Here is a 25954-nt window from a genome sequence, read left to right as displayed (position 1 = left end):
TTTCTTTTGTTATTTTATCATGTTTGAGTTGTTACTGTTTATTAGTGTGGTGTTTTTATAACATGGACAGTTTTTTCCTTGATGGACAACCATTTTCCCGTGATTATGGTCCGGTTTTCCGTGATAAGAACGGATGAGACTAAGCCGTGTGCATCCCCACTGGATTTAACCTCTATTTCCCTTGAAAAAGCAAAAGATTTTCTCCTAGTGGAAAAAATCTTTTTAAGAGGTATACCGTTTGCGTTTGGATGAGGAAGGAATATTAAGCTCTTCCCTATATTTCGCAACCGTTCTTCTGGATATCGATAGTCCGTTGTTTTTTTCAAGGAGTGCAGCCAGCATTTGATCAGATAAAGGTTTTTGTTTATCTTCGTTATCTACTAGTTTTTTAATCTCGGTTTTAGCAGAGGTTGCCGACGCACTGCCACCGTCTTGCGTAAAGATTTTTGCTGTGAAAAAGCTTTTAAGTTCCACAGCTCCTTTAGTGGTTTGCAGTACTTTGTTCTTCACGGCACGGCTCACTGTCGATTCGTGGACACCGATTTCATCTGCTACTTCTTTTAAAGTCAGTGGTATGAGATCTGATTTTTCAAAGCTTAAAAAATACGTTTCCTGTACCCGGACGATCTCTTTCGTAATGTTAAGCAATGTTTCTCTTCTTTGTTCCAGCGCTTTTTTCAGCCAATTGAATTTTTGAAAAGAATCATCTAGAAATTTTGATGTAGCATTTTTTCCGTTTAAAAGCGATCCATAACTGTCGTTCAGTTTTAAGATTGGTGAGTATTGCTCGTTTACCGAGATGTGAAACTTACCATTTTCTTCGGTGACAGAGACGTCAGGATATAAATACGCCTGATCATTTACTGGCGAAAACGCCGCCCCCGGACGTGGTTCAAGCGTTTGCAGAAAATCTGCTGCCTTTTCCACTTCTTGCGGGGTTACATTCAGAATTGACGCTAGCGTTTTCATTTTTCTTTCAGCTAATTGATCCAAATGCTGATCGACAATTATGTAGCTTAACGTATGTTCAAGGTGTTGTTCACGCAGCTGTAGTAAGAGGCACTCTCTTAGATCTCTCGCTCCGATCCCAACAGGTTCAAGTGTTTGCAGCAGACTAATAAGCTCTTCACATTTTTCTACTGTTGTATTAAATCTAGCTGCCGTTTCTAGAGCGGATACAGTTAGATAACCGCTTTCATCTATGCTTAAAAGTAAATATTGAAAAAGTTTGCGATCCTTTTCTTCAATTGGAAGAAGAATGGACTGCTTATATAGATAGTCATAAAGGGTTTCTTTTTCGATGATTAAATGTTCGAGATGCTGATTTTCATCTGTACGGCTGTTCATGCCGTTTTTGCGCACACTTTTTTTCAAAGTTGTAAACATGCCTTTAGGCTCTGCGATTTCAATAAGCGGATTTTCTAATGCCTGCTCTTGAAGGTATGATGTCAGTTCAAAACTGGGAACTTGTAAAATGGCGATGGCCTGGCGCAATTCCGTTGTCATGACAAGATTCATGCTCTGTTGTTGAAACAAACCCATTTCCATCTTAAATCCCTCCCCTATTCTTTCATCATACTACAGATGAAAGCGCTGTACATCCTACAAAATTTGGGGTCTGACCCCAAACAAATACAAATTCATAAAATTTGTATTTGTCAGAAATACACAACGTTCCTTCAAGCTTAAGTATAATTAGAATCTTGATTAAGCACGTATGTTAAATTGTAAGGGGTCTGTCCCCGGGACAGACCCCTTACAATTTAACATACAATTCACCCGCAATTTCATACCCTCTTAGATACAAAAAAATGCCAGCACCGCCCGAAGGTAGTGTGGCATTCTAAACTTTACTATTAAAGTTTTGTTACGTTAGCAGCTTGTGGTCCGCGCTCGCCATCAACGATTTCGAAAGATACTTCTTGTCCTTCTTCAAGAGACTTGAAGCCTTCTGATTGAATTGCAGAAAAGTGTACGAATACATCGTTTCCACCTTCAACTTCGATGAAGCCGAAACCTTTTTCAGCGTTGAACCATTTTACTTTACCATTTTGCATGGGTGTTTCCTCCTTACAAACGCTTTTTGTAAGCGTTTTAACTCTTTTAACCGTCTTACTATGTAAATAAAAAGGCATAAAAAAATGCGCACTCATCTGAATAATTCAGAAGCGGATTCAAGTGTTCCACTTCTTATTCAAAAAGTACGACCGCTTTAAATCCAAAACATATTCACAACGTAAAAGGTTGAATTAACTATAACATGCCCAACCTCAATTGTCAAAACAAGGGATGAAATTTTCGATATCCTTTTGCTCGGCCACTTAAATAGGCTATGATAGATAAAGACCTGTAGCATCTTTAGAAACTGGTTTATTGAGTGAAGGAGGATGAACTGTGAGCGAAGCGTTTTCAGTACCTTATTTTAAAGAAAATTTTCAGCAATATATTGAAAGAAACAAAGATGTTTTTACAAAGACACATGCGATGAATGCTTATTATCGTTCAATTGTCGGGACACTTATCAATGATAATCTCAATAAAAACAGTGAGATCGTGCGCCGTATTCGTAATTTAGAAACCGCTTATATTGAAATTAAAAACGAAAACTAAAGCTTAATTATACCGTTTTAAGGGTAATGTTTTCTAATGTAGAGGTTTAAAATCCTGCTTCTAGCGGGCATTATGATGATAGCCCATACATAAGGTGTAAGAAGGAGATTTAGCAATGCTGGCGAAATGAGTTACATACAGCATATTGTTTGACCTTGTTTGACCTTTTTTGTATGATGACAGTACAGTTTAGTTGAAAAAGGAGAAGGAGGATTTCCATGAACTTAATTCCAACAGTTATTGAACAAACGAACCGTGGGGAGCGCGCTTACGATATTTACTCCCGTCTGTTAAAAGACCGTATTATTATGCTTGGCAGTGCAATCGATGATAACGTTTCTAACTCAATCGTAGCACAGCTTCTATTCCTGGCTGCTGAAGATCCTGATAAAGACATCTCGTTATACATAAACAGCCCGGGTGGATCTATCACAGCTGGTATGGCGATTTATGACACAATGAATTTCATCAAGCCGCACGTATCCACAATCTGTATCGGTATGGCAGCATCTATGGGTGCTTTCTTATTAGCAGCAGGTGAAAAAGGTAAGCGTTATGTGCTTCCGAATTCAGAAGTTATGATTCACCAGCCACTTGGCGGAACACGCGGCCAAGCGAGTGATATCGAAATTCACGCACGCCGCATTATTCAAATGCGTGAACAGCTTAACAAAATCTTGTCTGAAAAAACAGGTCAACCGCTTGAAGTGATTGAGCGCGACACGGATCGTGATAATTTCCTACTTGCAGAAGATGCTGTTAAATATGGATTGGTTGATAAACTAATCACGTCTGTAGACAGCACAGACATTAAAAAATAATATCATCACAAAAACAGGACTGCTTCATTATTGAGCAGCCCTGTTTTTTTTATGTTCTTTTAAAGTACAGCAACAATTTTTCCTTTAACGTGCCTTTCAGCAAGCTTAGCAAGTGCAGCTGGTACTTCTTCTAATGTAATTGTTTCAGAAATCATAGCTGATAGTTTGCCCTCGACCACAAGCTTAGCCAATTCTTCGTTCATCAGAGCAAGATCTTTTTGTGCTTTTACTGAATTAGAAAAATGAACAGCACCTAGTGCAATCTCGTGAAAAGAGAGCGCTTGGCTGAAGGGTTTTACAGCAGAATAATCCGGATTTCCAGCAATGAACGCGATCCGTCCATTAAACGCGATGCTTTTTAGCGATTCAGTAGCATTCACTCGGCTAACCGTGTCAAGAACGGCATCTACACCCACATCGTTTGTCAGTTCCATAATGCGCGTGTGAACGTCTTCTGTCTTATAAAAAATGACGTGATCTGCTCCTAAGCTTTTAACGTATTCTTCATTCTCAGGCGAGCATGTTGTGATGATTGTTGCTCCGACCTGTTTAGCAAGCTGTATCGCAAAACCGCCAACGCCTCCTGCACCACCATGGATCAGGATCGTTTCACCTTCTTGCAGGTTCATCTTACGGAATAGTGCTTGATAAGCCGTCATTCCAGCACACGGAAGAGCGGCTGCTTCCTCAAATGACAATCCATCTGGAATTCTAGCTATCGTATGAGCGGTAGTTAGCGCATATTCAGCGAATCCGCCTTTTTTCGCGAGGTTGCCATGATAGAATACACGGTCTCCTTGTTTGAATTCCGTAACTCCTTCACCTGTTCCTTCAATAACAACCGCTGCATCTAGTCCTAAAATATGAGGATAGCTCCAGTTCGGATTTCCGTTAGTAGCCGTTTTATAATCCACTGGATTAAGTCCCGCTGCCTTCACTTTCACAAGAACTTCACCTGGTCCTGGAACAGGTTTTTCTGTTTCGCTGACTTTCATTTCACGCCACATGTTTTTGTCTTGTAACAATAAAGCTTTCATCTATTAAGTCCCCTTTACGAGTATTAAGATTGGTAAAAATGATACAAGGGACAGTATATCCATTTTGGTGCTGTGATAATAGAAAAATGCTCATAGCGGCTGGCTTTAAGCTACGAATGTGTTTGGTTGTTTGATGCGTTGGGTGTCCTCACTGAATGGACAAAACAGGGATTTGTATTTGTCTGGGGTCTGTCCCCCCCTCGATTGCTTTCAGCATGGCTTTGGCTTTGTTGACCGTTTCTTCGTATTCACGTTCAGGTACAGAATCCGCAACAACACCTGCACCTGCTTGTACATACGCTTTTCCGTCTTGAAACACGATTGTTCGAATCGCGATGCACGAGTCCATCTGCCCGTTGAATCCTAAATAGCCGATAGCGCCTCCATATACACCTCGAGATTGCTTTTCCAGTTCAGAGATGATCTGCATCGCTCTTACCTTCGGGGCACCTGAAACCGTACCAGCAGGCATGCACGAGCGCAAAGCATCAAAGAAATCTTTATCTTTTTGCATTCTGCCTTTCACGTGTGAAACCATGTGCATTACGTGTGAATACCGCTCGATTTCCATATAAGAATCTAGCTCAACAGACCCAAATTCACTGACTCGGCCAACATCGTTTCTGCCTAGATCCACTAGCATGACATGTTCTGCACGCTCTTTTTCATCTGCGAGCAGGTCTTGTTCATACGCAAGGTCTTCTTCACGAGTCTTGCCTCTTGGACGAGTTCCCGCAATCGGCCTGTTTTCCACACATCCGTTATCTACTTTTACAAGAAGCTCGGGCGAGGCACCTACGATATACGTGTCGTTAGATTTGTAATAATACATATATGGTGATGGGTTCATGGAACGCAGAAGCCGGTACACATCAAACGGATCCGCTTCTGTTTCCTGCTCAAAACGCTGTGACAATACGACTTGAAAAACATCACCAGATTGAATGTATTCTTTCGCCTGCTTCACCATGGAACAGAATTCTTCTTTTGTATGAGAAGAGCGAACTCCGCTGCTTGTTTTCACGGCAATCGGCTGTTCTGCGTTTACTGCCTTACTTTTCGGGTGTTGCTGCAGCTCTTGATACGTTTCGCGAATTCTCTTGCAAACGTCGTTAAACTTTTTTTGAATGTTTTTTTCATTGTCATCAGGTGAAACGTGCAGATTGCACAGGATTGTGGTTTTTTGTTTTAGATGATCAAATACAATGATTTCGTCTGTGAACAAAAATTCCATTTCATTTTCTTGGTTGGATGATGATTTTGGTTTCGGCACATTTTCAAACGTATGAATCAAGTCATAGCCGAAAAAGCCAACAGCACCTCCAGTGAACGGAGGCAGAGAAGAGTGTTTAGGAGATTTGTATCGCGACATATACTCTTTCACGATATCTAAAGGAGAACCTTGTTTCTGTATGTGTTCATCTTCTTTTATAAAATTAAGATCGACTTCGTTCCCTTTGGAGGAAACCACCAAAAAGGGTTTTCTACCGATATACGAGTATCTAGCCCACCGTTCTCCGCCTTCTACACTTTCAAGGAGAAACGCATGCTGCTCGTATCGCACTCTCTCAAACTGAGAGATGCACGTTTCATGATCGGATAGATATGTAAAACCGATCGGAATCACATTATAGTTTTCTTTCGATAGAGATACAACTTCCTCTAACGTTGGTACAAACATGTATACCTCACCTCTTTCAAAAATATAAAAACCTCTCGCTTGTAACAGCGGAGGCTGATTAAATGCATCATTAATAAACTAAGAAAGAGGTTTAATCCAGGATTAACTACTCTCAACTCAGCTCAAGCTATGCTCTCTTCTCTCCACTCATCTCAACTCTTACTATTCTCCTGATTAGTGATAAATATATAGGGTTACCCCTTATCTGTCAACCGTTGTTTAGGCTTCAATCTCTTACCGATAAAAGGAGTGCCGAATCACCCAAACCCAGCAAACACTAAAAAATAATATAAGGCTGAAAATAATCGTAATCATGAAGGCCAAGCCTAAGAACAAGCCTGAACTGTGTGGATACTGCAGCGTGTAACCTGCTAATGCCAAGGGATAAAGAAGAATAAAAATTAGCATTGAAACCCAGAAGATGAGCCTTATTGTACTTTTTCGGGGTCTGATCAAATATAGGGTTAAAAGCATGTTCAAGAGTGTTAAACCAGCGGCAAACGACCAGTCATGCATAAAGCTTGTATGATGCAAAATAATCGCCTCCCTTTTCCTCTACTATCAGTATATAAGGAGATGTTTGTAGGCCAACCCTATGAAATAGAAAAAAACCGCTGTTTGTCCATTCGAGATGGACAAAACGGCGGTTTGTATTTGTCTGGGGTCAGACCCCAATTATTCTGCTTTTGAAACAAAAGCCGATAATGCTTCGATCGCTTCATTCTCATCAGGGCCATCAACAGCTAATACAAGTTCAGCACCAGATCCTACGGCTAAACTCATAATCCCCATGATGCTCTTTGCGTTGACTTTCTTGCCTTCCTTCTCAACAAACACATCAGACGTGTAACGGTTTGCTTCTTGAACAAATAATGCAGCTGGGCGTGCTTGTAGTCCGCTTTTCAACTGTACGGTTACTATCTTCTCAACCATTCTACCTTACCTCCTCTAACCTTATCTCTCTATTTAAAACATCAATTGATGGGTTGACCGCTTCTAATTTTCGTTGCTATTTCATCAATCTTGCGTAATCGGTGATTTACACCTGATTTACTTACAGTGCCGGATGACACCATTTCGCCCAGTTCTTTAAGGGTAATTTCTTGGTGAGTCACTCTAAGCTGCGCAATCTCGCGCAATTTATCCGGAAGTGTTTCAAGTCCTACTTGTTCATCGATGAATTTGATATTCTCGACCTGTCTCATGGCAGCACCTACCGTTTTATTGAGGTTTGCCGTCTCACAGTTCACCAGACGGTTCACCGAGTTCCGCATATCCTTTAGAATTCGAATATCCTCAAAGAACAAAACAGCATGATGGGCGCCGATCAGGGTTAGAAACTCTGAAATCTTTTCTCCGTCTTTTAAATAGATAATATAGCCCTTTTTACGTTCCAGAACCTTAGCTTTAAGCTTAAACTTGTTCATCAGTTCTGCCAATGCAACCGTATGCTCTTCATACATTGAAAAAATCTCAAGATGATAGCTTGTCTCTGGATGATTCACCGAACCACCTGCTAAGAAAGCTCCTCTCATGTATGCACGGCGGCAGCAGCTTTTTTTATTAAATTCCTCTGCAATGTTGCGGGTAAACGTAAACGCCCCGTCAATAATCTTCAAATCTTCCAACAATGCTCTTGATTCTTCTGAAACACGTACAATGTAGACGTTATTCTTTTTCAAGCGCATCTTTTTTCGTACTAAAAGCTCTACGTGATAAGGATAGACACGCTTGATCAGCGTATAAATTCTTCTTGCGATAGCAGCATTTTCAGTCGGAATATCCAGAATCAATTTTCTGTTGCTGAAAGAGATGGAACCATTCATTCGAATTAAAGCAGCCAGCTCAGCTTTTTTACAGCAATCTTTCAGTTCGAGCTGCGTTAATTCTTTTTTTGTATCTGCAGCAAAAGACATCTGCATCACCACCCCTCTTCCATCCATTACAAACCATTTACTATTTTTCTAAAAGTCCTAACAGCAAGTCAGAGACCCTTTGAGCATCATGCCTTACAAGCGTACCGTATTGAATAATGTTGTCGCAGACCAGTCCGATTCCGAATGACTTTAACCGTTCCTCATCAAACTGAACCTGTGATGCGCCTTCTTCCAAATAAAGGTCCAAAAATTCAGAAGGAATCGTTTCATTGTTCACGATCACAACATCGATAAAATTGTGGCCCACATGGTCAATCAATGCCTGAATGTGATCACCTGCCGTATAGTCCGTTGTCTCACCAGGCTGCGTCATCACATTACAAACATACACTCTAGGTGCCGTTGCCTCGCGGATGGCTTTAGAGATTCCGTTAACTAGAAGGTTCGGCAAGATGCTCGTATACAGACTTCCTGGTCCGATGACGATTAAGTCTGCTTCTTGTATCGCTTTTACACTCTCACGAAGAGGCTCGATCTTCTCATCTGATAAGAAAACACGTTTGATTTTCTTATTCGACAGCGGGATCTTAGATTCCCCCTGTACAATCGTCCCATCTTCCAACTCCGCGCATAAAATAATGCTGTTTTTCGCAGCAGGGAGTACTTGACCTCTTACGTTTAAAACGCGGCTAAGTTCCCGAATTCCGGTTAAAAAATCACCCGTAATATCATGCATGGCAGCAAGAAGCAGGTTTCCTAGTGAATGACCGGTAATCCCATCGCCCACTTTAAACCTGTGCTGAAACATTTTTTCTACAAGCGGCTCAACCTCAGAAAGAGCGGCGATCACGTTTCTTACATCACCAGGAGGAGGCATGTCATAATCCCTCCTCAGCCTTCCTGAGCTGCCGCCATCATCTGCAACCGTTACGATAGCAGTGATATCAACTGGATAGCGCTTCAGTCCGCGGAGAAGAACAGAAAGCCCTGTTCCTCCGCCAAGCACTACCACTTTCGGCTGCTTTTTCATCTATACTTTATCCTTTCCCATATCTCTGTGAGAGCTGAATGTTACATATTCTTTGGAAAGTGCATTTCCGATATATTCAGCTAGAGCTACAGAACGATGCTTCCCGCCTGTACATCCGATCCCGATTATCAACTGGCTCTTTCCTTCTCTTTTATATTGAGGAACCATAAAATGCAGGAGATCCAGCAGTTTTTCTAAGAACATGTTTGTTTCTGGCCATTTTAATACGTACTCAGAAATATCTGCTTCAAGTCCTGTTCTTGGTCTCATGTGCTCAATATAGTGAGGGTTCGGTAAGAAGCGAACGTCAAATACTAAGTCAGCATCAATCGGCATACCGTACTTAAATCCGAAAGACATCACATTAATTGTAAAAGGGTGAGCCGCATTCGCTGAAAAACGCTGAATGATTCGCTCACGCAACTGAAGCGGTTTTAAGTCGGACGTGTCCAACACTTGCTGAGCTCTTCCCTTTAGTTCTTCAAGCATCTCGCGCTCTTGCGTGATGCCTTGAAGAGGGTTTCCGCTTTTCGCTAGCGGATGTGAGCGGCGCGTTTCTTTATATCGCCGTACAAGCGTTGCATCCTTACAATCTAAATATAAAATCTGCGGCTGAACATCGGATGAGACCGCTAATTGATCGAGCGTTGAGAACAGCTGATCAAAAAATTCACGGCCGCGAAGATCCATTACAAGGGCCACTTTGTTCAGCTTCCCAGCAGATTCTTGCATTAATTCTACAAATTTAGGGAGTAGTGCAGGTGGCAGATTATCAACACAGAAAAAGCCTAAATCTTCAAAGCTCTGCATGGCTACCGTCTTCCCGGCCCCTGACATTCCTGTAATAATCACCATTTGTACATCATGTCTTTCCATGCCATTTCCCCCCAGTTAGCTATGTTCAATTCATATGCGGCTAGCCCAGAGTTATGCTGGGTCTAAGCGATATGCAAGCAATTCAAAATCAGGTGTATACGTAAACGTTCCAAAAATCATGTTGCTTCCATTTGTCATATAGTCAAGTATGTGATGATCTCCAGGTGCCATCGGAAGTTCACGAACCTCTTCAACAGATTTCCATGAAAGAATTCCTTCTTCACATTCTTCTAAAGCAACACCTTCTGAATCTGTTGCAAAAAAAGTAAACATCATCCACTCAGAGACGATTTTGTCGCCTTCTTTAATAATAAAATTAAAGACTCCTTTTAGTTGAGGATTCTTCAAGTAAATACCAGTTTCTTCGCGGTACTCCCGAATAACAGAATCCCGAATAGACTCGGTAGACTCCATTTTCCCACCGGGTGCTACCCACCAGCCCCGTCTAGGCTTTTGAAGCAAAAGCACTTGATTATCTCTAATTAACACACAGTTTGTTACTCTTTGCACTTGTTTCACCTCAGGGCTATGTCCTACTTGTTAGTATACTAAATTATGTAACCCCTCACAATACAGAGGCCTCAAGGGATTGACGTATTTCAGCATTCTAATTTATGGTATTGGTCTTTTTTTATTATGTGAAAAAATTACCTATTAATTAAGCTCTGAAATTTCAACGATGTTTTTGAAAGTTGTTGATTTCCGTTTCAGGTGCTCGCTTTCCGCGGGGCAGGTGGTGGGCCACATTTGGACGCTTCACTCTTAAGTGTCTCACCTGCCCGCCTGTCCCGCAGGAGTCTCGCACCTTGCACTCCAATCAACTTGTCAATGAAGTGAAAACCAATAAACCAAGTGAGAAAAGATTCTTTCATAAGTGCTCTTTTCGCAAAAAAAGAGTTGAAAAGCTTTTCATGTACCAAAACTCACAAAAAAAAGGACACGAAGCACAGCTCCGTGTCAAAGTCTTGCCTTTATAAAAAGGGGGTCAATTTCTTATTTTTATATTACCCCACAATTATTTCACCACTGTTACAATCACATTAATTGGAAGTTACGTTTTTTAGCTTTTCTGCTAAGCTCTCTACATAGTGCTGAGCCGCTTGTGCTGCAATACTTCCATCACCTGTTGCTGTAACGATCTGGCGAAGTGTTTTTTCACGAATATCTCCAGCTGCAAAGATGCCTGGGATTCGAGTTTCCATCTGCTCGTTTGTTTCAACATAGCCGTTTTCGTTCGTGATGCCAAGATCCTTAAAAGCAGCGTTAAGAGGCAGCATTCCGATGTAGATGAAAACACCATCCGCTGAGAAATCTTGCTCTTCACCTGTTTCAGAATGAACAAGCGTTACTTTATTCACTTTGTTGTTTTCGCCGTGAATTTCTTTTACGGAATGATTCCAGATAAAGTCGATCTTATCGTTGTCAAACGCGCGCTGCTGAAGGATCTTTTGCGCACGAAGCTTATCACGTCTATGAACGATTGTTACCTTTGATGCGAAGCGAGTTAAGTACACTCCTTCTTCAACCGCAGAGTCACCGCCGCCGACAACAACGAGCTCACGGTTTTTAAAGAAAGCTCCGTCACACACGGCACAATACGAAACACCGCGGCCAGAAAATTCTTTTTCACCCGGTACGCCAAGCTTCTTATATTCAGCACCTGTTGAGATGATGATCGAACGCGCTTTATATGTTTTGCTTCCAGCTTTAATCGTTTTGTACTCTTCGCCGTCGATGATCTCTTTCACATCGCCATATGCGTATTCAGCACCGAATTTTTTTGCGTGTTCGAACATTTTGTTAGATAGTTCCGGTCCTAAAATGTGATCAAAACCAGGATAGTTTTCAACGTCTTCTGTATTTGCCATCTGTCCGCCAGGAATACCTCGTTCAATCATAATCGTATCCAGATTAGCTCGGGAAGTATAAACCGCTGCAGTCATACCAGCTGGTCCTGCACCAAGAATGGCAACATCATAAATTTTTTCTTCAGTCATTAAAGCCCACTCCTTATATAAGGAAATTCTTATTTATTATATCTTTATCCTATCGGCTCATAGGAGTAAAGTCCATCATTCTGCTCAGACGTCCCGATTTACCCAGCCGATCAGTTTTTTTATCCGTAATGACAGCATAGAAACCGAAATTTCATAATGTTCAGCCACGGCTTTTTGAGTAGATCGTCCCTTTTGTTTGCGAGCTAAGTGATCGATTGCTGCAGCGATCGCTTTTTGATTATCAAAGATTCGTTCTCCAGACAGTTCAGCAAATTTAATCGCTTCTGACCAATAAAAGAGAACGTGTTCATCAAGTGCTGAACCTTTTTCTTTTATGAAAAGAAGAACATCTAGTGCCTCGCTAATGATTTCAGAGGGGCGTCCTACTTCTACAAGTTCTCCATCATGAGCTAGTTTGACTGAAAGTTCGGGTTGATGTTCGAGCATTATGTTTGCCGCAATCTCTTTAGCGAGAAGAGATTCTTCTTCACGCAGGCAAAAATCACTTAGGGTTGCATAAGCCTCTTCATTTTTATTCCCTCGCAAAAGAAATAAATGCGTAATTTTATTTTTTTCCAGTCCTTTACGTACCTGCTGAATATGTTCCATCGCTTTCATTTGACGATCTTTTTTCGGTTTGTTCTGATTGCTTGAAGGCACACGATATTGATAGTCTCCACCTGAAACAGTCAGCTCATCCTTCATCGCTTTTTCCATATAAAACGGCGCAACATGTCCTTCTGGATCAAGCTCTATCACTTTTTTCCACGTCTTTAAAGAGAGTTCTTTTTGTCCAAGCGCATAATACGAGACCGCAAGCATATGTGTTGTGACAGGATCGTAAACAAATGACGATTTTTTTAATGTTTGAAGCCATTTGTTAGCATAAATATGTTCTTCTAATAGCCCGAACGTATTACCAAGCTTGTAACGGTGCTCAGGGTGCATCGGGTGAACTGTCTTTAAGCGATCAACTAGCTTTCCTCCAGGCTCATCCATTCCTAAATGGAACAAAAAGATTGCTAAATTACAAAGAGCATTTAGGTTTCCTGGATTTTTTTCCAGTACATCCTGAAGAACATCCATCGCTTCATCAAATTCGCTCTTATAAAAATGAGTAAGTGCTAAGTTGTTATAAGCCGCCCAAAATTTTGGGTGATCGGCGATGATTGACCGAAGCTGCTGCTGTGCAAGCGGCAGGTCTCCCCGTTCGATCGACTGCCTAGCTTCATCATGCAGTTTGATCAACTCCTCTTCTGTAGAAAGAGGCAGATTGGCAGACTTGTTTCCTGTTTCAAGTGAAATCAGGTCTAAGAGTTCTTGCGTATCTTCAACAAACTCGCCGTCCGGATCGTATTCGATATATAAAGAAGCGTGTTTCTCCGCATCCGAATACAACCCTAAGTGCGCAAAGTTATTCGCGAGGAAAAAGTGACATTCCGAGAGTTCAGACCCTGCTTGCTCTAATGCGCTTAACAAATGTTTATTGGATTCTTCATATTCACCGATCTCAGCGAGCGTTGATGCAAGCTGACATAAAAAAGAGGGCTCTTCCGGCTGGAAGGTAACGGCCCGCTCAAACATTTTTTTTGCTGTATATAGATCACGCCTGTTATAGGCTTTTATTCCTTTTTCAAAAAAGTAATCCCCATCCTGGATAAAGGGAAGAACACGGCCGCTGACTGCACTGGCACTTTTTTGTTTATGCATAATTTAGTTCCTCCATCTACTATGTAAACTCACTTTTCTTCATCGCACAGTTTACAAAGTTTTCAACCCAAAAATTATAACATAGGCTAATTCGAGTAACACCCCTTAAACTGTAAATAATGGGCAGGAAAGTTTCGACAAAAAATGATGGAGGGCGGTGTAGGAGGAAAAGTCGAGTGAGAGCATAGCTTTGGGAGCGATAAAAAATTCAAGTTCAAGTTTTAAAGAAAGGTTCTGATTAATAAAGATGATTGCTTTTGATTCTTTTCTTCATTGTCAAGTTGATTGGAGTGCAAGGTGCGTGCCTACCACTTGAGAAGCTTCTCGAAAGGCATGCGACGAGGAAGCACGCTTCGTTAGTCTTTACTTGTAGACGCAGGAGCAAGGATACTCCATTGAGGCGGGCAGGTGAGACACTTATACGTAAAACGTACAAATGTGGCTCACCGCCCTGCCCCGCGGAAAGCGAGCACCTGGAACGGAAATCAACCACTTTCATGAACAAAGTGTTATCCGAACTACCAAAGAAATATTGTTCCACACAAAAGACAACCGAGAGCCCTCAGTTGTCTTTTTTCGTATGTCTTTCTTTTAATGTAGTTAAAATCTCATCCAATGGTACCTTTTGCTCCTGTAAAAGGACCAATACATGATAAAGAAGGTCTGAAACTTCCCACTTCAGCTCTTCAGGATCACGATTTTTCGCCGCGATGATGACTTCTCCGGCTTCTTCTCCTACCTTTTTCAAAATCTTATCGACTCCGTGTTCAAAAAGGTAAGTTGTGTACGCTCCTTCAGGCATCTCATGCTCTCGTTTTGCAATGACTTCTTGCAGCTCTGTCAAAATCGCATATCGATCAGCGTTTGGTGCATCCGCTTTATCATCAGCACTGTAAAGCGTTTCTGAAAAACAGCTGTATGATCCTGTATGGCAAGCCGGTCCTTGAGGCTCGACTAGAACGACTACTGCGTCTTGATCGCAATCGTAGCGGATGCTTTTTACTTTTTGAGTGTTTCCTGATGTTTCGCCTTTGTGCCATAATTCCTGTCGTGATCTTGAAAAGAATACCGTTTCACCAATTTCGATTGTTTTTTCAAGCGATTCTCTGTTCATATAGGCGACTGTCAGTACCTCTTTTGATTGATAATCCTGGACTATAGCAGGAATCAGTCCTTTTTCGTCAAAGTTCAGCTTTTCCAAATTCATCGTACAGACACCCCCAACTTTCGCAATTCTGTCTTTACCTCTGCAATCGATGTTTCTTTATAATGAAAAATACTAGCAGCAAGCCCAGCATCTGCTTTGCCATCTCTAAAAGCATCATAAAAATGCTTTGAAGATCCGGCACCGCCTGATGCAATGACAGGAACCGTTACGGCTTCACTCACGGCTTTAGTCAATTCCAAGTTAAATCCAGACTTTTCTCCATCTTGATCCATGCTGGTTAACAGAATCTCTCCAGCACCTCGGTTGACAGCCTCTTTCGCCCATTCAGTGACTTCCCACTGAGTGGGTTTACGCCCTCCATGGGTATATACGCGCCATGAGCCGAGTTCTTCATCATACTTTGCGTCAATGGCAACAACGATACATTGTGCACCAAAATAATCCGATCCTTCTGTGATCAATTCCGGCCGCAAAACGGCTGCAGTATTCACTGAAACCTTGTCTGCGCCTGCTCGTAAAACTCGCTTCATGTCTTCGAGTTTATTAATGCCGCCCCCTACTGTAAAAGGGATCGCTAGTTCTGCCGCAACTCGTTCAACTACTTCAACCATCGTTTCCCGTCCCTCGTGACTTGCAGAAATGTCTAAAAACACGAGCTCATCTGCTCCTTCTGAGTCATAAAAGCGCGCCAGTTCAACAGGATCTCCAGCGTCAACAAGATTGAGAAACTGAATGCCTTTTACAACACGGCCTTCTTTTACGTCCAAACAAGGAATAATTCGTTTAGTCAGCATTACTTCACACTTCCTAACGCATCTGACAATGTGAAACGATCTGTGTACAAGGCTTTTCCGATTATAGCACCTGCAATTTTACGATCATCATTTTTTAAGTTCACGAGGTCCTCGATAGAGCTTACACCGCCTGATGCAATGACTTCTTTTCCTGTGATACCGGCTAATTCGCCGATTGCTTCCACGTTCGGCCCTTGCAACATACCGTCCTTCGAAATATCGGTAAAAATAAAGGTTTCCGCACCTTCTTCCACAAGCCGTTTCGCTAAGTCGATTGCTCTAATATGCGAAGTTTCTAGCCATCCTTCTGTTGCTACAAAACCATCACGTGCATCGAGTCCAATTGCCACTCTAGATCCACCATACTGAGCTAATGCTTCTCTAACGAAATCCGGGTCAGAAACAGCGGCACTGCCTAAGATCACACGGTCAACTCCAGCATCCAAATAATAAGAGACATCTTCCATCGAACGAATGCCTCCACCGATCTGGACTTTCGCGGTAAGTTCTTTTGCAACACGCAGCACATGCTCGTGATTGATTTTTCGGCCGTCCTTTGCACCATCGAGGTCAACCATATGAATCCACTCTGCCCCTTGATCCGCAAACTGTTTGGCCATATCAAACGGAGAATCTCCGTAGATCGTTTCTTGATTATAGTCTCCTTGCATCAGCCTTACACATTTTCCGTTACGCATATCAATGGCTGGATACAGTATAAATGAACTCATCTTTGTTTTCCCTCCTCAACAAAACGGCAAAAATTTTGCAGCATTCCCATGCCCGTTTCAGAGCTTTTTTCAGGGTGAAACTGCGTACCCATAATTCTTCCGCTTCCTACAACAGCCGGAACTTCAACGTCTTCATAGTTAGCAACCGCTGCTAGAACTTCTCGATTTTCAGTTTGCACGACAAAGGAATGTACGAAATAAACATATCCTTCATCTAAGCCTCTCAATAACGGCTGATCATTTTGTAAAAAGTTAAGATTGTTCCACCCCATATGTGGCACTTTATACGAACTGCCCTCACTCGTTGTTCCTGAAAAACGCTCTACTTTTCCCGGAAGAAGTCCAAGGCCTTTAGTTAAGCCGTTCTCAGTACTTTCATCAAACAGCAGCTGCATGCCAAGGCAGATGCCCATGAGAGGCTTCCCGCCAGCTGCTTCTTTTTTTATAAAATCAGCGAGTCCCGTTTTCTCCAATTCAGTCATCGCGTCTTTAAAGGAACCTACTCCAGGAAGCAGCAACCCATCGACTTCATGAAGTTCCTCTGGATTGCCAGAAAGGATGTAAGGTTGGTTGATTCTTTTTAAAGCGGAACAGACAGAGTGAAGATTGCCCATTCCATAGTCAATAATTCCGATCATTTATAACATTCCTTTCGTAGAAGGCACTCCTTTTACACGTGGATCGATCTGTGTTGCTTCATCTAATGCTTTTGTAAAAGCTTTAAAAATCGCTTCAATGATATGGTGCGTGTTTGAGCCATAGTGAACGATCACATGAAGGTTCATTCTTGCTTCGAGTGCGAGCTTCCAGAAAAATTCATGCACGAGTTCTGTATCGAATGTCCCTACTTTTTGACTCGGAAACTCTGCCCGAAACTCTAGATGAGGACGGTTTGATAGATCAATCACGACTTGAGCCAGCGTTTCGTCCATCGGCACAAACGCATTTCCATAACGTTTAATCCCGCGCTTATCACCTAGTGCTCCTTGAATGGCTTGTCCAAGGCAGATCCCTACATCTTCTGTTGTATGATGGTCATCGATCTCAACGTCTCCTGCTGCATTTACCGTCAGATCAAAATGTCCGTGGCGCGCAATCGCATCTAACATATGGTTTAGGAATGGGACGGGTGTTTGAATATCCGCTTGTCCTTCTCCGTCGATGTCTAAAGACAAACTGATTTGTGTTTCTTTTGTATTCCGTTCAATCGTATGTTGTCGCAGCTGCTTTTCCATTTACTTGTCCTCCAGTCGAAAATCGATCGCTCTCGCATGCGCTTCTAATCCCTCTAAGCGGGCAAATGCTGAAATTTTACGGCCATTTTCGTTGATTGCTTGTTCACTATATCTGATAACGCTTGATTTTTTCGTAAAATCATCCACGTTTAGCGGACTTGAAAATCGTGCTGTCCCACTCGTAGGGAGAACGTGGTTGCTGCCTGCAAAGTAATCTCCAACAGGCTCTGAGCTATATTCTCCAAGAAAAATAGCTCCGGCGTGTTTAATTTTTCCGAGAAGACTCATTGGATCTTTCGTCATGATCTCTAAGTGTTCAGGTGCTAGCTGGTTGATTACATCTGCGCCTTCTTGAAGTGAATTGACAATATAGATGGCTCCATAGTCCTGAATTGCCTGCATGGCGATATCTTGTCTTGGAAGATCAGCAAGCTGTTCCTCCACCTCAGTTGAAACTTTTTCAGCAAGCTCTTTTGAAGTTGTTACGAGTACAGCTGCAGAACGCGGATCGTGCTCTGCTTGTGACAATAGATCTGCTGCAATATATCGCGCATTTGCGGTTTCATCAGCTAATACTGCAATTTCGCTCGGTCCTGCAATCATATCGATGTCACAGACGCCAAATACTTCTCTTTTCGCCAGTGCTACGAAAATATTACCTGGCCCAACAATCTTATCTGTCTTTGGAACCGATTCTGTTCCGTATGCGAGTGCTCCAATCGCTTGAGCGCCACCAATTTTAAACATTTGTTTAACACCAGCTATAGAAGCCGCTGCTAATACGGCAGCTGGAAGTTTTCCATCTTTTCCAGGCGGTGACACGAGGACGATTTCCTCCACACCTGCAACGCTCGCGGGAATCACACCCATTAATACCGACGACGGATAAGCCGCTGTTCCACCTGGAACGTAAACACCTACAGAATCAAGAGGTGTAACTTTTTGACCTAATAATGTTCCGTCTTCACGCGTGAAAAACCACGATTGCCTTCTTTGTTTTTCATGATACTCGCGAATGTTTGCGGCAGCTTCTTTAATGATTTCAATCATTTCTGAATCAAGTGAGGAAATAGCCTCGTCAATTTCAGCTTTCGTCACTTGGAGTGATTGCAGAGAAACGCCATCAAATTTTTCCGTATATTGATAAAGGGCTTTGTCCCCTTCAGTTTTTACGTTTTGAAGAATTTCAAGAACGGCTTTTCTTTGCGCTTCTGTATTTTGTTCTACGCTTCTTTCAAGGTTTTTCAATTCCGATACAGCTTGTATTTTCATTGAATACCCTCCTTGCTTTCAACGAGTGTGCGCATCCGTTCCACGAGATCGTTGATTTTTGCTGCATGAAGTCTGTAGCTTGCAGGATTTACAATTAAACGTGAAGTGATGTCTGCAATTTTTTCAAGTTCAACGAGTCCATTTTCTTTTAGCGTCCTGCCTGTTGAAACAATATCAACAATACGATCTGCCAGTCCGATTAACGGTGCAAGCTCGATCGATCCGTTCAATTTGATCACTTCGACCTGCTGTCCTTGTTCTCTAAAATAATGAGAAGCAACATTCGGATACTTAGAAGCAATTTTTGGTGCTACTCGCTGATCATTCCCGCCTGGCAGTCCTGCGACAGCCAAATAGCATTCAGAAATTTTAAGGTCCAGTACTTCATACACGTCACGCTCTTCTTCAAGCATAACGTCCTTGCCAGCGATCCCGATATCCGCTACCCCATGTTCCACATAGGTAGGGACGTCCATCGGTTTTGCTAAAATAAATCGAAGTCCTGCTTCAGGTGCATCAATGATCAATTTTCTGGATTCATCAAATTCAGGAGGCAGCGGATAACCAGCTTGTCTTAGAAGTTCCACAGCTTCCTCAAAAATTCTTCCTTTAGGCATTGCCATCGTTAAAACCGTACTCATGAAAAGTCCTCTCCTTGCTGACTTCCGATTAGATAATGAACGTCATCGAAACGCTTGCTGAATTCATCCACGTTTTTTACCCCAGCCAGATCTTGCATCACAACAAGTGCTCCTTCTGCTCGTTTGGATTTTGCCATTTGCAGCGCTTCTTCTCTACGCTTCCCTGTATATAAAATACACTGTCGGCTTTTATTGTCACCTTTAGTTCCTAACGCTTCTACAAAATAGTCCATGCGGATCGCAAAACCAATCGCTGGTGCTTTGCGATCAAAGCGGCTGAGCAGATCATCATAACGGCCTCCGCTGGCAATTGGCGCACCGATGCCTGCTGCGTATCCTTCAAACACAATTCCTGTGTAATAGCTCATGTGACTGAACAACGTAAAATCAAAAACAATATGCTGTGCCGCATCATACTCTTCAAGTAGGCTGTACAACGTCTTTAACTCTTGGAGTGTTTGCTGTCCTTTCGAGTTCGGATTTAGAACCAACGCTTCATCCAGAACTTCAACACCGCCTCTTAAGTCCAAGAGTTTTAACAAACGCTGTGTGTCTATAGATGAAAGTGGCAGCTGCTTCACATGTGACGTGTAACCTACATAATTTTTTTCGTTCAGATAACGAAGCAGTTCACCTGCTCGGCTGTCATTTCCTAAAATATCGGCGAGGAGCTCTTGAACGAAGCCAATATGACCAACAGCTACAGTGAATGATGAGATGCCGCTCTTTCGGATTACCTCTGTCATCAGGGCGAGCGTTTCTGCTTCCGCACTTGCGGTTCCTTCACCGATCAATTCAATCCCTACTTGTTCGAACTCAGCTGGCCTTCCGCCTTCACGTTGCTGAGCACGGAAAACAGGAGAACTATAAGCTAGACGAAGCGGGTATGCAACATGTTTCATGCTCGATGATACGACCCTCGCAATCGGAGCGGTCATGTCTGGGCGGAGTACTAACGTTTTTCCTTCCATATCGAGCAGTTTAAAAAGCTGCTGATCTAAAATAGCAGAAGCCTCACCAACGGTATCGTGATATTCAAGTGTAGGAGTCTGAATGAACTGATAGCCCCATGACTCCATCTCAGTTTTTATTGTATTTTTAATGTCTTCATTTTTTTGATAAAACGCAGGCAGCGTATCGCGCATTCCTGCCGGCTTTTCAAATACAAACGGTTTTGACATGTTCCTTCATCCTTTATATGTGAAGTGAATAATAAGCTACAAATACTTTAGTCTGCTAATGTACTACCATGATAAAGATTTAGTTGTAAGTCTACACTTCCTATTGAAAACTGTCAACCAATTCACACGAATTTTCTGTTTCTTTTCAGGAGTTAAGAAAATGGATTTCAGGGAATAGTATGTAAAATAAATTCCTACATACGAAAGGACGGAATGCGTCTTGTTTAATCGCATCTTTTTTATTGCCATTATTATTGGTGTACCGCTTTCTGTTATCGGAAGTATGCTGCATTGGCCAGCTGTCATACTTTTTGTTATCTATTGTGCGACGATCGTTGCCCTTGCTGGTTACATGGGCCGTGCCACTGAAAGTTTGGCCATTGTTGCAGGGCCTCGAATCGGAGGACTGCTGAATGCCACTTTCGGAAATGCTGTCGAACTTATCATTTCTATTTTTGCCTTAAAAGCTGGTCTCATAAGTGTAGTATTAGCGTCATTGACGGGTTCTGTACTCGGTAATCTTTTACTAGTCGGCGGATTGTCCTTTTTTATAGGAGGATTAAAGTTCAAGCAGCAAAAGTTCAACGTCTATGATGCCCGCCATAACGCTGGATTGCTCATTTTCGCTGTTGTAGTCGCTTTTGTTTTCCCTGAGGTCTTTTCTTATAAACTGAACGATGCCGATTCACTTACATTAAGTGTTTGGGTCGCTGTAATCATGATTATTCTTTATATCGCAGCTCTGTTGTTTAAGCTCGTTACCCACCGCGGTGTGTACCAGTCAGAGCATGACGATGCACATTCAGGTGAAACGGCCGAATGGAGCAAATGGAAGGCTTTGATTATCCTTGCTCTTTCTACTGTTGCGGTTGCTTATGTTTCTGAAAAGCTCGTTCATACATTTGAAGAGGTTGGTGAAACATTAGGTTGGAGTGAAGTGTTTATTGGGGTAATCATTGTTGCGATCGTCGGAAATGCCGCAGAGCACGCTTCAGCGATCATCATGGCTTACAAGAATAAGATGAATGTTGCGGTAGAGATCGCAATCGGTTCAACGCTCCAAATCGCGATGTTTGTCGCACCACTTCTTGTACTGATTTCTCTGTTTTTCGAAAAATCAATGGCACTCGTATTTACATTGCCTGAACTTGTTGCGATGGTGTTAGCCGTTTTCCTTACGATCTCCTTAACTAGCGACGGGGACACAAACTGGTTTGAAGGACTTACATTGCTAGCCGCCTATCTGATCATGGGTGTTGGGTTTTATCTTCTATAGGAGTTATGGAGGTATGCGGTGAAGGATGATTCGTCCTTCACTGTTTTTTTTGTCGAAAATTTAAAAAGTTCGCTAACGTGGAATTATTGGAATTATCGTGGATATATGATTACTTAACGTGGAATTAATTTTTACTAATCTAAAGTTGTACATTTCACTCATACATCGGGATTAGCTGTACGCCTTGAACTGACACCTCAATCCGATTTTTCCATATGGATACTATTAAATCCCATTGTTTAATTCAAGCAAAAATAGGCATAAAAAGCATAAAAATTTGATACAGTTTAGAGTAAAGGACAAGTTTAGGGCGGGTGTGATGATGGAAAATTACTTATCAATCGGATCTTTTCCGGTAAAAATGGTGTGGCTTGCGATTTTAGGCTCAGCTTTAATCGCTTACGGAATTATTAGTCTGAAACTTAGAAAAGAAACGGATAAAAAACAGCTTTTGGACGTGTTAAGCAACGCTGTCGTCCTGTACTGGTTGGTATGGAAGATCAGCTATGCGGTGCTCCATCCCCTTCTCATTGTTAAACAACCGCTTAATATTTTGTATTTTAACGGAGGAGAAACGGGGCTTGTTCTCGGTATTATTGTTGCTGTTGTCTATCTATTATGGACATCTGGAAAACAAGAGCTCGATAGAAGCCGAGTATTTTACACGGGAATATTGGCCCTCACACTCTTCTTTTCGTTTTATTACGGAGCGCATTTTGCATCTTCAAAACTTTTAGCAGATGGATTAATCTCACTGTTTTTCGCAATCCTCTCCATCTACTTATATACAGCAGGTTCTTTTGAGTTAAGAAAAACCGTGCTATCCATGCTTGTTACCGCACTCTTTTTTTCTGTCCTTACCAATACCCCGCTTGGAGGTAAGAAAGAGGAAGCTATTTCAACGGCTGCGTCTGGCATTAAAAATGGAAACTCTGCCCCTGATTTCGAATTAACAACAATCGAAGGAGATAAGGTGAAGCTTTCTGACTTAAAGGGAAAAGTCGTGTTTGTTAACCTCTGGGCAACATGGTGTCCGCCGTGCCGTGCAGAAATGCCAGAAATGGTTCGATTTTATAAAGATCATTCATCGAAAAACGTTGAAGTACTAGCGGTAAACTTAACAGACAGCGATTCTGAAAAAGAAGTGAAAAAATTTGCAGAAGAGTATAAGCTGAACTTTCCTGTTTTATTAGATCCAGATGGGAAAGTAGGAAATACGTACAAAACGGTCACCATTCCGACGACTTTTATTATCGATAAAAATGGAATCATCAAACAAAAGCATATCGGACCTATGAGTTACGAGATGATGAAAGATTTTTATCAAACCGCTCAATAAAACAGCAATTAAAATGGAATTTTTGCTGAACATTTATTAAAGAAGTACAAAATGCTGGCTCCTCACCTGTTTGATAGGTGAATGAGCCAGCTTTCCGTTTGTGTTTGCAAGTGAAATTTAAGAATTTCACGGTAATCGATTTTTTTATTCACGGTAATTCCAAATATATTCACGGATAAAATGGTTAAACGATTTTCGACACACCTTGACAGGGCTGCGCTAAATCTTCTCAAACAAATATAGCTTCGCATTCTCCGGCCGACCTAACTTCGGTCCTTTGAATCCTCTTCGGATCAGTTCTTTTCTCATAAACATCATAAGTCCACCATGACTGACCACCAACGCATTTTCATCGCTTTCCTCTAATATGCGGTCAACTATATTGGCAATTCGTTTCTCCACATCTGTTCTGCGCTCGAGCTGTGATTTGTGGTTAAAAAACCAAGCTGTTCGAATACATAGTGGATAAAGAATCATTGGAATCTTAATATCTCGTTTAAAAAATGGATACACTGGAATTTCACGAAGCTCATCTGTTTTGATTAACTCGCCACCATATATTTTTTCTGCAGTAAATTCTGCTCGCCTTACAGTGCTAGAATAGCATTTTTGCCAAGTGATTCCGCCGAGATCCACATCCGTTTCTTCCACATCTGACGCTTCATATTCTTTCATCCATTGATCAAATTCAGACGGGGTGATCCATTTTTCAGTCGGGTAGCCTCGAGTTACCTTAAAATGACGTACCAGTCCAATCTTCATCGTTTATCACTTCTTCCTCACGTTATGTATTTATCCTCGTTTTCTGCTATCTCTTTTAATACTTTAGCTCGTCTCACTAAAAATTTCGTCATGTATTTTTCTAAAAAGTGCCTATCTGCTAATCTGCCAATCACTCCAAACGGTGACGTGTAGTGGAAATGGTCCACCATCACCGTTCCGTCCTCTTTCTGTTCAAAGGTGTGCGTATGAACGAATGAGTGAAAAGCGCCTTTTACCATCACGTCTACGAACATATGTGGACGATCCATCTCGATGATCTTTGCTGTAAGTCTTTGTTTCACACCAAGATGCACAGCCTCCCATGTAACAGAATCTCCTTTTTCCATTAGACCTGTCGTTACACCGCCCACCGCTCTTTCTTTCGTATGTGAAGTCGTCTGTGTATGTACATCAACGTTTCGAGCGAGGTCGAAACACAGTTCTGGTGAAGCTTTTATGAATTCATGATGTTCGATAATGGGCATAAAAAGCTCTCTTTCATAAAATTTTATTTGATAACCTTATAAAGCGTTAATTGAGAAGTTTCTTTTTCTATGAGTTGCTGATCAAAAGTAAAACTAAAACCAATAAAGTATGGCTTAAAAAAAAGTGATTTTTTGCTAGAAAACTCTATCTTTATTCCAGCCGTATATGTATGCTCCTCAAGGTTTAATTTTAAAGCACGTTGATATAAGGAAACACTCTCAACCTTCTCCCAGACCAAGACATGTGAAATGGGTTCCTGAAACATGCCTGAATTAAAAGCCGTTTTGTCATATGGGAGCTGGCCTGGTGATATAGATTCCTCAATTGATACTTGGTAATATTCATCATGGTTGATTTCACATTCCTGGCTTTTTAATAAAATAAATCCCTTTTCCATACTCAAAACCACTGTTTCAAAGATCTCATACGTGTTTTCCTTAAGATTGTAATTAAGTGTATGACTATAAATGGCATGAAGCTCTGTTTTTATGATTTTTCTTAGTACATCCAGTTCTTCCATTGTGAGAGAATAATCCATAAACATACACCACTTCCACATGTGAAAATAAAAAACACCCATTAAAAATGGATGCCTTTCTTATTCTAATCTAACTATTCCACGCATAAAAAGAAATTCCTTCACCCACATGATCCTTAAAAAAAGAGATCAAGTCTGGCATTGTAAAATACCTTCTATAATCTTCGTTCATCCCGAAGACGTCTTTTACATAAACAATTCCGAGCTGCTCTTTTTTATCAAAAAGAATTAAACCGTAGCCGTCCCTCATCGTAAAGATGACCGGACACCCTACCTGTTTTTAACAGGTATTAATGACTCCTGTGTATAAAGCGGCCCTAAAAACCACTGCTTCACTTTGTCTTTTATACCCATATCATTCACCCCGCTTATACAATCATATGCGGGCGCTGCAGAAAGTTACTGATCTTAAACAATTGTTTAATTTCACAGTCTTTTTTGCAAAATTATTTTATGCAAACCTTCTTTATTCGTATACGTTTCAATCACATCAAAACCATTTTTAATATTTAAAAGTAACATGCCACGCCACTTGTTCATCGTTTTTGTTTGCACAGCAGAATAACCCTTTTCCTTTAGATACATATGCTGCAGATCCATTAACTTTGATGCGACTCCATATCCTCTATAATTAGAATCCACTCCTCCTAACCAGCTGTAATAGTTGTTTTGATTTAGCTCATATCCAATTTTATAACCGATTACAAGATCATCATGCTGTGCAACTACAATGGTTAACTGAGGTTTAGACTTCATTTTGGAAAGAAAATCGCTTGAATTCCCAAATAATTTATAATGCAGATCAAATATTCCTTTTAAGATATCATCTTGAGGCAATGACTCATGAAGTGAGTATCCAATCTTCAAGTTGATTCCTCCTCTATTTAGGCAT

29 protein-coding genes are annotated in these 25954 nt (G+C 41.5%); 4 read left to right on the top strand and 25 right to left on the bottom strand.

Annotated features, from left to right (window positions below; translation table 11 throughout):
- Positions 1–222: 222 nt before the first annotated feature.
- Together rpoN and cspD are read right to left on the bottom strand one after the other, a co-directional pair.
- Positions 223–1548 (bottom strand): RNA polymerase factor sigma-54, encoded by a 1326-nt coding sequence (gene rpoN, locus QUF49_RS04385; protein WP_289494522.1) that lies wholly within the window; start codon positions 1546–1548, stop codon positions 223–225.
- 308 nt (positions 1549–1856) lie between these two features.
- On the bottom strand, positions 1857–2057 hold the full coding sequence (gene cspD / locus QUF49_RS04380) for a cold-shock protein CspD (RefSeq protein WP_066245685.1): 201 nt from the start codon (positions 2055–2057) through the stop codon (positions 1857–1859).
- Positions 2058–2394: 337 nt separating this feature from the next.
- On the opposite strand from cspD, the gene yvfG reads away from it, so the two are divergent.
- Together yvfG and clpP are read left to right on the top strand one after the other, a co-directional pair.
- On the top strand, positions 2395–2610 hold the full coding sequence (gene yvfG, locus QUF49_RS04375; RefSeq protein ID WP_066245683.1) for a protein YvfG: 216 nt from the start codon (positions 2395–2397) through the stop codon (positions 2608–2610).
- Positions 2611–2828: 218 nt separating this feature from the next.
- Positions 2829–3431 (top strand): ATP-dependent Clp endopeptidase proteolytic subunit ClpP, encoded by a 603-nt coding sequence (gene clpP / locus QUF49_RS04370; protein WP_137791692.1) that lies wholly within the window; start codon positions 2829–2831, stop codon positions 3429–3431.
- A gap of 59 nt (positions 3432–3490) precedes the next feature.
- Here clpP and QUF49_RS04365 read toward each other — a convergent pair whose 3' ends face one another.
- The 18 genes from QUF49_RS04365 to QUF49_RS04280 form a co-directional block, all read right to left on the bottom strand.
- Positions 3491–4468, bottom strand: a complete 978-nt coding sequence (locus QUF49_RS04365) for a zinc-binding dehydrogenase (protein WP_289494521.1) — start codon at positions 4466–4468, stop codon at positions 3491–3493.
- Between the two features lie 148 nt (positions 4469–4616).
- Positions 4617–6149: an anthranilate synthase component I gene (trpE, locus tag QUF49_RS04360; RefSeq protein ID WP_289494520.1), complete on the bottom strand. Its 1533-nt coding sequence runs from the start codon at positions 6147–6149 to the stop codon at positions 4617–4619.
- 675 nt (positions 6150–6824) lie between these two features.
- Entirely contained in the window at positions 6825–7082 is a 258-nt protein-coding gene (locus tag QUF49_RS04355) for an HPr family phosphocarrier protein (RefSeq protein WP_289494519.1), read from the bottom strand.
- 41 nt (positions 7083–7123) lie between these two features.
- Entirely contained in the window at positions 7124–8065 is a 942-nt protein-coding gene (gene whiA, locus QUF49_RS04350; RefSeq protein ID WP_289494518.1) for a DNA-binding protein WhiA, read from the bottom strand.
- 40 nt (positions 8066–8105) lie between these two features.
- Entirely contained in the window at positions 8106–9056 is a 951-nt protein-coding gene (locus QUF49_RS04345; protein ID WP_289494517.1) for a gluconeogenesis factor YvcK family protein, read from the bottom strand.
- The gene (gene rapZ / locus QUF49_RS04340) at positions 9057–9932 is read right to left on the bottom strand and encodes an RNase adapter RapZ (protein WP_289494516.1); all 876 of its coding nucleotides are present in this window, start codon (positions 9930–9932) and stop codon (positions 9057–9059) included. It lies immediately after the preceding gene.
- 51 nt (positions 9933–9983) lie between these two features.
- Positions 9984–10442 carry an NUDIX hydrolase gene (locus QUF49_RS04335; RefSeq protein WP_289494515.1) on the bottom strand — a complete coding sequence of 153 codons (459 nt, stop codon included), beginning with the start codon at positions 10440–10442 and terminating at the stop codon, positions 9984–9986.
- 163 nt (positions 10443–10605) lie between these two features.
- Positions 10606–10737, bottom strand: a complete 132-nt coding sequence (locus tag QUF49_RS04330; protein ID WP_289494514.1) for a hypothetical protein — start codon at positions 10735–10737, stop codon at positions 10606–10608.
- Positions 10738–10972: 235 nt separating this feature from the next.
- The gene (gene trxB / locus QUF49_RS04325) at positions 10973–11929 is read right to left on the bottom strand and encodes a thioredoxin-disulfide reductase (RefSeq protein WP_289494513.1); all 957 of its coding nucleotides are present in this window, start codon (positions 11927–11929) and stop codon (positions 10973–10975) included.
- Positions 11930–12013: 84 nt separating this feature from the next.
- Positions 12014–13639 carry a tetratricopeptide repeat protein gene (locus QUF49_RS04320; protein ID WP_289494512.1) on the bottom strand — a complete coding sequence of 542 codons (1626 nt, stop codon included), beginning with the start codon at positions 13637–13639 and terminating at the stop codon, positions 12014–12016.
- Positions 13640–14201: 562 nt separating this feature from the next.
- A complete protein-coding gene (hisIE, locus tag QUF49_RS04315; protein ID WP_289494511.1) occupies positions 14202–14846 on the bottom strand; it encodes a bifunctional phosphoribosyl-AMP cyclohydrolase/phosphoribosyl-ATP diphosphatase HisIE in 645 nt (214 codons plus the stop codon).
- Positions 14843–15601: an imidazole glycerol phosphate synthase subunit HisF gene (hisF, locus tag QUF49_RS04310; RefSeq protein WP_289494510.1), complete on the bottom strand. Its 759-nt coding sequence runs from the start codon at positions 15599–15601 to the stop codon at positions 14843–14845. Before hisF ends, hisIE begins: the two co-directional genes overlap by 4 nt.
- Entirely contained in the window at positions 15601–16332 is a 732-nt protein-coding gene (hisA, locus tag QUF49_RS04305; RefSeq protein ID WP_289494509.1) for a 1-(5-phosphoribosyl)-5-[(5-phosphoribosylamino)methylideneamino]imidazole-4-carboxamide isomerase, read from the bottom strand. The genes hisF and hisA overlap by 1 nt, the downstream gene beginning before the upstream one ends.
- Positions 16329–16970 carry an imidazole glycerol phosphate synthase subunit HisH gene (gene hisH / locus QUF49_RS04300; protein WP_289494508.1) on the bottom strand — a complete coding sequence of 214 codons (642 nt, stop codon included), beginning with the start codon at positions 16968–16970 and terminating at the stop codon, positions 16329–16331. Before hisH ends, hisA begins: the two co-directional genes overlap by 4 nt.
- Entirely contained in the window at positions 16971–17567 is a 597-nt protein-coding gene (gene hisB, locus QUF49_RS04295) for an imidazoleglycerol-phosphate dehydratase HisB (RefSeq protein ID WP_289494507.1), read from the bottom strand. It lies immediately after the preceding gene.
- On the bottom strand, positions 17568–18839 hold the full coding sequence (hisD, locus tag QUF49_RS04290; RefSeq protein ID WP_289494506.1) for a histidinol dehydrogenase: 1272 nt from the start codon (positions 18837–18839) through the stop codon (positions 17568–17570).
- Positions 18836–19480, bottom strand: coding sequence for an ATP phosphoribosyltransferase (hisG, locus tag QUF49_RS04285; protein ID WP_289494505.1), 645 nt, complete (start codon positions 19478–19480; stop codon positions 18836–18838). The genes hisD and hisG overlap by 4 nt, the downstream gene beginning before the upstream one ends.
- Positions 19477–20661 carry an ATP phosphoribosyltransferase regulatory subunit gene (locus tag QUF49_RS04280; RefSeq protein ID WP_289494504.1) on the bottom strand — a complete coding sequence of 395 codons (1185 nt, stop codon included), beginning with the start codon at positions 20659–20661 and terminating at the stop codon, positions 19477–19479. Before QUF49_RS04280 ends, hisG begins: the two co-directional genes overlap by 4 nt.
- 190 nt (positions 20662–20851) lie before the next feature.
- Here QUF49_RS04280 and cax point away from each other — a divergent pair, with 190 nt between their 5' ends.
- Together cax and QUF49_RS04270 are read left to right on the top strand one after the other, a co-directional pair.
- Positions 20852–21937: a calcium/proton exchanger gene (gene cax / locus QUF49_RS04275; RefSeq protein WP_289497579.1), complete on the top strand. Its 1086-nt coding sequence runs from the start codon at positions 20852–20854 to the stop codon at positions 21935–21937.
- Between the two features lie 322 nt (positions 21938–22259).
- Positions 22260–23276 carry a peroxiredoxin family protein gene (locus QUF49_RS04270; RefSeq protein WP_289494503.1) on the top strand — a complete coding sequence of 339 codons (1017 nt, stop codon included), beginning with the start codon at positions 22260–22262 and terminating at the stop codon, positions 23274–23276.
- Between the two features lie 219 nt (positions 23277–23495).
- Here QUF49_RS04270 and QUF49_RS04265 read toward each other — a convergent pair whose 3' ends face one another.
- The 5 genes from QUF49_RS04265 to QUF49_RS04245 all read right to left on the bottom strand — a co-directional run bounded on the left by QUF49_RS04265 (position 23496) and on the right by QUF49_RS04245 (position 25929).
- Positions 23496–24038 carry a histidine phosphatase family protein gene (locus QUF49_RS04265; RefSeq protein ID WP_289494502.1) on the bottom strand — a complete coding sequence of 181 codons (543 nt, stop codon included), beginning with the start codon at positions 24036–24038 and terminating at the stop codon, positions 23496–23498.
- Between the two features lie 17 nt (positions 24039–24055).
- Complete coding sequence (locus QUF49_RS04260; protein ID WP_289494501.1) at positions 24056–24523, bottom strand: SRPBCC family protein; 468 nt, start codon at positions 24521–24523, stop codon at positions 24056–24058.
- 23 nt (positions 24524–24546) lie between these two features.
- Complete coding sequence (locus QUF49_RS04255; protein WP_289494500.1) at positions 24547–25062, bottom strand: hypothetical protein; 516 nt, start codon at positions 25060–25062, stop codon at positions 24547–24549.
- A 70-nt stretch (positions 25063–25132) separates the two neighbouring features.
- Complete coding sequence (locus QUF49_RS04250; RefSeq protein ID WP_289494499.1) at positions 25133–25312, bottom strand: hypothetical protein; 180 nt, start codon at positions 25310–25312, stop codon at positions 25133–25135.
- Between the two features lie 176 nt (positions 25313–25488).
- Complete coding sequence (locus tag QUF49_RS04245; RefSeq protein WP_289494498.1) at positions 25489–25929, bottom strand: GNAT family N-acetyltransferase; 441 nt, start codon at positions 25927–25929, stop codon at positions 25489–25491.
- Positions 25930–25954 lie beyond the last annotated feature (25 nt).

The organism is Fictibacillus sp. b24 (assembly GCF_030348825.1).
GTDB lineage: Bacteria > Bacillota > Bacilli > Bacillales > Fictibacillaceae > Fictibacillus.
Note: the sequence above shows the minus strand (reverse complement) of the source record. Positions and strands in the feature narration are given on the sequence as shown.